Genomic DNA, 6,000 nt, shown 5'->3' with positions numbered 1-6,000 from the left:
AGGGCGGCCAGTGCCGCGCGCCCGCCCGCCACGTAGCCCGCCACCGCGACCCGCGCCCACCCGCGCAGCCCCACGAGCAGCGGCCCCGAGCCCTGGTCGAGCAGCTCCGCCGCGCGCCCGGCCTGCAACGCCAGCACCCCCCGCAGCCGCGTGGGCGTCACCGGCCTTGCCAGGTCGTCCTCGGCGCAGCCGAACCGCCGCAGATCCTCGGCCGGCAGGTAGACGCGGCCGACGCGGAAATCCTCCCCCGCGTCCTGGCAGTGCTCGATGATCTGGAGCGCGGTGCAGATCCGGTCGGACGGCTCGATCAGCTCCGGGTCCGCGACCCCGAACACGTGCAGCACGATCCGGCCGACCGGGTTCGCCGACAGCGTGCAGTAGTCGAGCAGCTCCTTGAACGTCCCGTACCGGTGGACGACCTGGTCCTGGCGGTTGGCGCGCACCAACCGGCGGAAGGGCTCGGCGGGAATGGACCGCGCCTGGACCGTTCCCGCCAGTCTCCGTAACTGCGGCAGCCGCGGCGTTCTCCCCGCGTACACGCGGTCCAGGTCGGCGTCCACCGAATCGAGGAGCCGGGCCCGCTGGCCGCGCGGCGCCTCGTCGCCGATGTCGTCCACCAGCCGCGCGAACCCGTACACCGCCCGCAGGTCGGCGCGGTGCCGCGCGGGCAGCAGCCGCGCCGCCACCGGGAAGTTCTCCCGGGCGGCGAGTTCCGCCAGCGCGCGGTCGTGCGCATCGGCGCTCCACGGCGGTTCAGTGGTCACCACTGTGAGATTCGCCGGTCCGGCACCAGAAAAACTCTGTCCAAGGTATGGAGTTATTGAAGCGCCGTGCGTGTCCGCGACGGAAACGACGCAACAGGAAAAACGCCCTTTATGGCAACGGCGCGCGCCCGGTCAGCCGTTCCGCCGGTTCTGGCCGTCCTCCTCGGGCGGCGCCGCGGCCTCCCACGCCGCCTGCGCCGCGCCCCGGTGCTCCTCCGCCAGGCGCCGGTGCTCGGCCGGATCGCCGACCCCCATCAGGATCGCCGCCTCATGCCGCCGCGCGGCCTCGTCATGAGCGCGGGCCTCCGCCAGCCGCGCCACAGCGGCGCGCCGCTTCGCCTGCTCACTACGCCGCGCCGCAAGCTCCGCCGCCCGCGAACCCTCAGCCCCAGAAGCCCCGGGCCCCGGCAGCGGCACCGCCTTCGACGGCGCGGCTCCTGAAGGCGCCATCCCCGGCGCCGGAGCCGTTCCCGGCGGCACCGTCCCTGAAGGCGCCGCCCCGGGCACCGCTCCCGGCGGCGGGACCGTCCCAGGCGGGACCGCCCCTGGAGACGCCGTCCCCGACGAGGGCGCAACTCCCGGCGGGACCGCTCCTGATGCGGCTTCCGGCGGGATTGCTCCTGATGGGGCTCCCGCTGAGGGGGCGGTGAAACCGTTCTCACGCAGCTCCCGGCGGCGCCGCTCGGCCGCCTCGGCGCGGGACGCCGCCTCGTCGGCGCGCCGCTGCGCGACGGCCCCGCGCGCCCGGCGCTCGTCACTCGTCGCGGTCGGCGGAGGCGGACGCTCGGCCACCGGCGCCTTCGCACGGTTCTTCAACTGCCGGTGCCGCCGCCGCGCCGCGTCCGCGTCCGGCAGCTCCAGCACCGCGGCGACCTGCTCGTAGTCCAGGCCGAGCTCCAGCGCCCGCTCGAACAGCGCCGCCTCCAGCCGGTCGACGTCCAGCCGCGCGGCCGACAGGACGAGGAACGCCGCCCCGAGGTCCATCGCCGAGGCCCCCGCGACCTCGCCGTGCCCACCGTCGTCGCGGGCCTCCCCACCGTCGCGATCGCCGCTCCGCGCCGCGACCGTGTGCTCCCCGGTACCGTTCCGCAGCACCCGGGTGATGGCGTCCAGGTCGTGCATGGGGTGCTTATGCATCTCCCACAGAACCGCTTCGACGCCCGTCGCATAGCGAGAGGTCAGATGCTGGCGCGCGGCCCGCACCAGATCAGGATCGGGATTCGGCAACTCCGCCATATCCCTAGTGAAACCCCCTCGAAACGACCATGTCGACCTCTACTCCACGCTTCCCGCATCTCCTCGCCGGAAACGGCCACCCACGGCCCCGCATCGGCCCTACCCGATGCCCATCGTCCGCCTACAGCCGCTTGAGCCCGACGACCAGCCCCCGAAATCCGTCCCGCCCAAGCAAGATCACACCCCCACCCGGATGTGGACGCTGACATCGTGTCGGGGGCGGCGTTGGAGCGAACCGTTCCGATCCTGCGCGCCACGGGCTACCACGTGGACATGGAATTCTGGGAGGCCGGTGCCGGGGCGGGTTGCTGCCCGCCCGAGTGCAGCACCATCGGAGACTGACGAAAGGCGCAGATGCGCGGCGAATGGGCGGGGCTTCCCGAGGACGTGCGTAAGGGCATCGCCGAGCGGATCGGCCTTGTCCGCAGCGTCCAGGCAGCGTCCGGCGGAAGTAACGCCGCCTTCGCGGCCACGGTGACCGGCACGGCAGGGCCAGCCTTCGTCAAGGCCGCTCGCAGGACCGCACCGGACCAGGACGGCCCGCAGGTCCGCGCGCTGCGCCGAGAGGTGCTCATCAACCCGTGCGTGCCCGAGTTCGCCCCCCGGCTTCTGTGGACCGTCGAAGCCGGGGAGTGGCTCGCTGTCGGCTACGAGCACATAGACGGCCGCCACGCCGACTACGCGCCAGGCTCACCAGACCTAGAGACGCTGACCAAGACGGTCCGACAGCTCCAGGGCACCCCATGCCCTGACACGGTCGCGATGCGCGTCGAACGCCGCTGGGAGCACCTGGTAGCCGACGCGTCCGCGATGGCCGGTGACGCCCTCCTGCACACCGACCTCAACCCTCACAACCTGCTGATCACGCCGGATCACCGCACCTACGTGGTGGACTGGGGATTCGCATCACGCGGTGCACCCTGGATCGAGATCGGCCAAGTCATTCCCTGGATGGTCCACGCCGGGCACACTCCCGCCGACGCGGAGCGATGGGCCGCACATTTCCCGAGTTGGACGGGCGCTTCACCTGACGCCATCGACCGCTACGCGAACGCGTCCGCCGAGCGGTGGCGCCAACGCGCCGCCGCCAGCTCGACCGCCGCACCCCTCGACAACCTGACCGTAGCCCAGCAGTGGGCAGAGCACCGCAACGCTCGCTCTTCGTAGGTTGCCCCCACACCGCCGCTGAAAGGCTTACTGCTGCCACGTGGTGCCCTGGCCGGCACGGGTAGGGCTTCGACGGCGGTTGAGAGGCTAGTGCTGCTTGAGGTGCGCGAGGAGCGCGCGGAAATCGTCCTTCGCGAGGAGGAACTTGGGCCCACCCGGGTCCTTGGAGTCGCGCAGACCAACGGCGCCCGCGAAAGCCGCCACCTCCACACACGAGCCGCCTTGGTCGTTGCTGCGGGCAGCTTTCCGCCAGGCTGTCACGTCCCCCATCGCGTTACCGCCCTTAGGTGGGTATGGGCCGCAGCGTACGTCGTCACGGTTGTACGTGGGATCTTGTTCGTCGTAGCGGAGGCTCCACGGGCGACTGGTTGTCAGTGCCGCTTGAGCTGGGTGAGCATGACGCGAAAACCGTCCCGTGTGAGCAAGATCTTGGGTCCGTCTGGGTCCTCCGAGTCCCGCATGGCGATCGCCTGCGACATCGCTCCGAGTTCTACACAGTTGTCACCCTCCTCACTGCTGAAGCTCGACTTACGCCAGCACATCTGGGTCAGGTCCACTGCTCGCGCACAACCTTCCGGATCAGGTCCAGGGAATCACATACCGACAGTGAGTGTGCCTGTAGCCTACTGAAGGTCTCCGAGACGGTAGCGAGTTCTTTCGCGTCCGTGCTCGTATCAGCGCCCGTTGCGCGGTCCAGGTAGACGACTTCGCTGCGATCGGGCTGCGTGGCGATGGCGAAGGACGCCTTGGCGCCGCGGTGGTAGGCAATGGGCGCGATCTGCAAGTGGACGTTGTCTTGCTGCTCTGACACGGCGATCAGGTGTTCGAGTTGTTCGCGCATCACCTTGCGGCCGCCGACCTCCCTTATGAGCACTGTCGCGTCCAGGATCACGAACAGCGTGGGCGCGTGCTCCCTCGTGAGGATCGCTTGCCGGCGCAGGCGTGCCTCAACGGCATCCTGGGTTTCGAGAAGCGCTCGCATGTAGTGCTCGGTTTGCAAAAGGCCGTAGACGAGCCGACTCTCATAAGCGCGCAGGACGGACGCGGTCGGCTCGACGCTTGAGAAATCGGTGAAGTGGCGCGGATAGGGCGTCGATCGCAGGTGCTTGTTCCAGGCCTGCGCGAGTCTTTCCCCGCTCCCCAGCGCCTTGTCCAGCCGTTTCGCGAAGTCCTCGCGGCAGCGGGTGTTCCCTGATTCGACCTGACTGACATAGGACCGGCTGACGGATGCGAGTGCCGCGAGTTCGGTGCGGGTCAACCCCGCGCTCTCGCGAAGCCGGGTCACTTCGGCACCGAAGGCTCGCAGTTCTGGTGACGGCTTACGTGCAGGCATCGGTCGGCCTCCGGGGCGTAAGAGGGCGTAAGCAGAGGTCGCGTAAGCGTCACCGCGGCGTCTCTACCTGTGCACTTACGCGCTGACACTACTCCTCGAAGCGGAGCATGTGCGGTGAGTCACAGGATCTCGGAGGTGATCGGTTGTGCGGGAGTGTGCGGTGGTCGTTGTGCCGGTGCGGGCGGAGGCGATCAAGATGGCGCGGGACTGGCTGGGCGAGGTGCTCGGCGGGTGGGGGCAGGACGCCTATATCGCGAAGCTCGCCGTCTCGGAGCTCGTCACTAACGTGCTGAAGCATACGGACTGTGGGACGGCGACGGTGCGGGTCGTCCGGGGGAGTGGCGGGACGGTCGTGGAGGTCTTCGATGCGTCCGCTGTGCTTCCGGTCGCTGGGAATGGGGACCTCCTGGACGAGGGTGGACGGGGGCTCGCCATGGTGGGGGCGCTCGTCAAGGACTGGGGTGCGGAGCCTCGGGATGGTGGGAAGGTGGTGTGGGTCCTTCTGCCCGGTGACGGCTCCGGGGCGGCCGTGTGAAGGAGGCGGAAGTGCTGGCGTGGTTCCGGAACGCTTTTCCCGGGTGGGCCTTCTCGGTGGAACGTGGCGTGTGGCGGGCCGCTGGGCGGGTGCTGGTATCGGCCTCGTCGGCGGACGTCCTGTTCGACAAGCTCGTCCGGATAGACGGGCGGGGAAGGGAAGTGGCCGGCGGGCGGGCGCGGTGCGTCGGCGGTTTCGGGTCGGCGGAGGGGGCGCGGCGGTCTTGGTGATTAGCTTCAGCCGCATGGGCTACGACATCGCGGTGTTCATCGCCGACTGGGCGTACTTGGAGGGTGTGCCGGCTGAGCGGCGTGCCGAGGTGATCGGGAACGTCCCGTACCTGGACGACGACCAGGCGTACTTCGACCTGGGGGTCGGGTGGTGGCCGCCGACCAGGGACGCGGAGTGGGCGGCCGTCTATGAGTTCCGCTACTCGAAGTTCGGGCGGCATTGGGGGCTCGGGGACGCCTGGGAGGCGATCCGCGATCATGCGGAGCCGGGGCTCAGGGACGCGATGGATGAGTTCCTCATGGGCCTGGTCTGGGAGGGGCCGGAGGGGGAGGCCGTCCATGTGGACGCCGGGCTCGTCCCAGATGAGGGGCTGAACCGCGAGATCGTCCGGGAGCCGGGGACCGTGGCCGCTCTCGCCCGCGCCTGGGAGCGGGCCGCGCCGGGCTTCGACGCCTTGGCCGAGCCTTTCGACCGCTATGCGGCGCCGCGCGGCGGCTGGGTGGACGACTGGGGCCAGTTCGCCGGGACGGTGCGCGGCTGGGCCGAGGTCGTGACCAGGGCGGACCGGCTGGGGTGGGGCGTCATCGCGCTCGGGGAGTGAGGCCCCGCGCGCGGAGCCGGGGCGAGGTGCAAGTAACTTGATGTCGAGATAAATTGGAGATAGCTTGACATCAAGAGAAAAGCTGCCGAAGTTAGGTGGACCTGATTCCCGGTCCTTCGCCTGACTAGGGCAG

8 protein-coding genes are annotated in these 6,000 nt (G+C 70.0%); 3 read left to right on the top strand and 5 right to left on the bottom strand.

The window, feature by feature from the left end:
- Positions 1 to 764, bottom strand: a 764-nt coding sequence (gene hpnC, locus E1300_RS29225) for a squalene synthase HpnC (protein WP_242619459.1), incomplete at its 3' end; no start/stop codon positions are given.
- A gap of 132 nt (positions 765 to 896) precedes the next feature.
- Positions 897 to 1,901 (bottom strand): hypothetical protein, encoded by a 1,005-nt coding sequence (locus E1300_RS29220; RefSeq protein ID WP_131760308.1) that lies wholly within the window; start codon positions 1,899 to 1,901, stop codon positions 897 to 899.
- A 453-nt stretch (positions 1,902 to 2,354) separates the two neighbouring features.
- Here E1300_RS29220 and E1300_RS29215 point away from each other — a divergent pair, with 453 nt between their 5' ends.
- The gene (locus E1300_RS29215; protein WP_131760307.1) at positions 2,355 to 3,167 is read left to right on the top strand and encodes a phosphotransferase; all 813 of its coding nucleotides are present in this window, start codon (positions 2,355 to 2,357) and stop codon (positions 3,165 to 3,167) included.
- A gap of 87 nt (positions 3,168 to 3,254) precedes the next feature.
- On the opposite strand, the gene E1300_RS29210 is transcribed toward E1300_RS29215, so the two are convergent.
- From E1300_RS29210 to E1300_RS29200, 3 genes are all read right to left on the bottom strand, one after another.
- Positions 3,255 to 3,437: a DUF397 domain-containing protein gene (locus tag E1300_RS29210; protein WP_131760306.1), complete on the bottom strand. Its 183-nt coding sequence runs from the start codon at positions 3,435 to 3,437 to the stop codon at positions 3,255 to 3,257.
- A gap of 101 nt (positions 3,438 to 3,538) precedes the next feature.
- Positions 3,539 to 3,709: a DUF397 domain-containing protein gene (locus E1300_RS53550; protein WP_131760313.1), complete on the bottom strand. Its 171-nt coding sequence runs from the start codon at positions 3,707 to 3,709 to the stop codon at positions 3,539 to 3,541.
- Between the two features lie 5 nt (positions 3,710 to 3,714).
- Positions 3,715 to 4,500, bottom strand: a complete 786-nt coding sequence (locus tag E1300_RS29200) for a helix-turn-helix domain-containing protein (RefSeq protein WP_131760305.1) — start codon at positions 4,498 to 4,500, stop codon at positions 3,715 to 3,717.
- A gap of 160 nt (positions 4,501 to 4,660) precedes the next feature.
- On the opposite strand from E1300_RS29200, the gene E1300_RS29195 reads away from it, so the two are divergent.
- Together E1300_RS29195 and E1300_RS29190 are read left to right on the top strand one after the other, a co-directional pair.
- Positions 4,661 to 5,035, top strand: coding sequence for an ATP-binding protein (locus tag E1300_RS29195; protein WP_131760304.1), 375 nt, complete (start codon positions 4,661 to 4,663; stop codon positions 5,033 to 5,035).
- A 244-nt stretch (positions 5,036 to 5,279) separates the two neighbouring features.
- Complete coding sequence (locus E1300_RS29190; RefSeq protein ID WP_131760303.1) at positions 5,280 to 5,867, top strand: hypothetical protein; 588 nt, start codon at positions 5,280 to 5,282, stop codon at positions 5,865 to 5,867.
- The last annotated feature ends 133 nt before the right edge of the window (positions 5,868 to 6,000 follow it).

Source organism: Actinomadura fibrosa, from assembly GCF_900659615.1.
Classification (GTDB): domain Bacteria; phylum Actinomycetota; class Actinomycetes; order Streptosporangiales; family Streptosporangiaceae; genus Spirillospora; species Spirillospora fibrosa.
This window is presented reverse-complemented; position numbering and strand designations above follow the sequence as displayed.